Raw genomic sequence first — 230 nt, 5'->3', positions numbered from 1 at the left:
GTTCTTCGGAATGTTGGCAATCAAAAAATTTAAACTCAATGCAACGATGAATGTTCATAGTAATATGTACAAAGACTTATTTCGCTTCGGTGAGATAAGCAATCAGAATTCATTGAGCCGAATCGCAAGATTCAAAAAACTTTAATTGAAGAGTTTGATCATGGCTCAGATTGAACGCTGGCGGCAGGCCTAACACATGCAAGTCGAGCGGTAACACAAGGGAGCTTGCT

Annotated in this window: 1 rRNA gene; it reads left to right on the top strand. The window is 40.0% G+C overall.

The features are described from left to right. Window positions 1-142: 142 nt before the first annotated feature. Window positions 143-230 (top strand): 16S ribosomal RNA (locus H5114_RS20780); the annotation flags it as partial.

The organism is Shewanella sp. SR43-8 (genome assembly GCF_014163775.1).
In the GTDB taxonomy this organism is placed as follows: domain Bacteria; phylum Pseudomonadota; class Gammaproteobacteria; order Enterobacterales; family Shewanellaceae; genus Shewanella; species Shewanella vesiculosa.
This window is presented reverse-complemented; position numbering and strand designations above follow the sequence as displayed.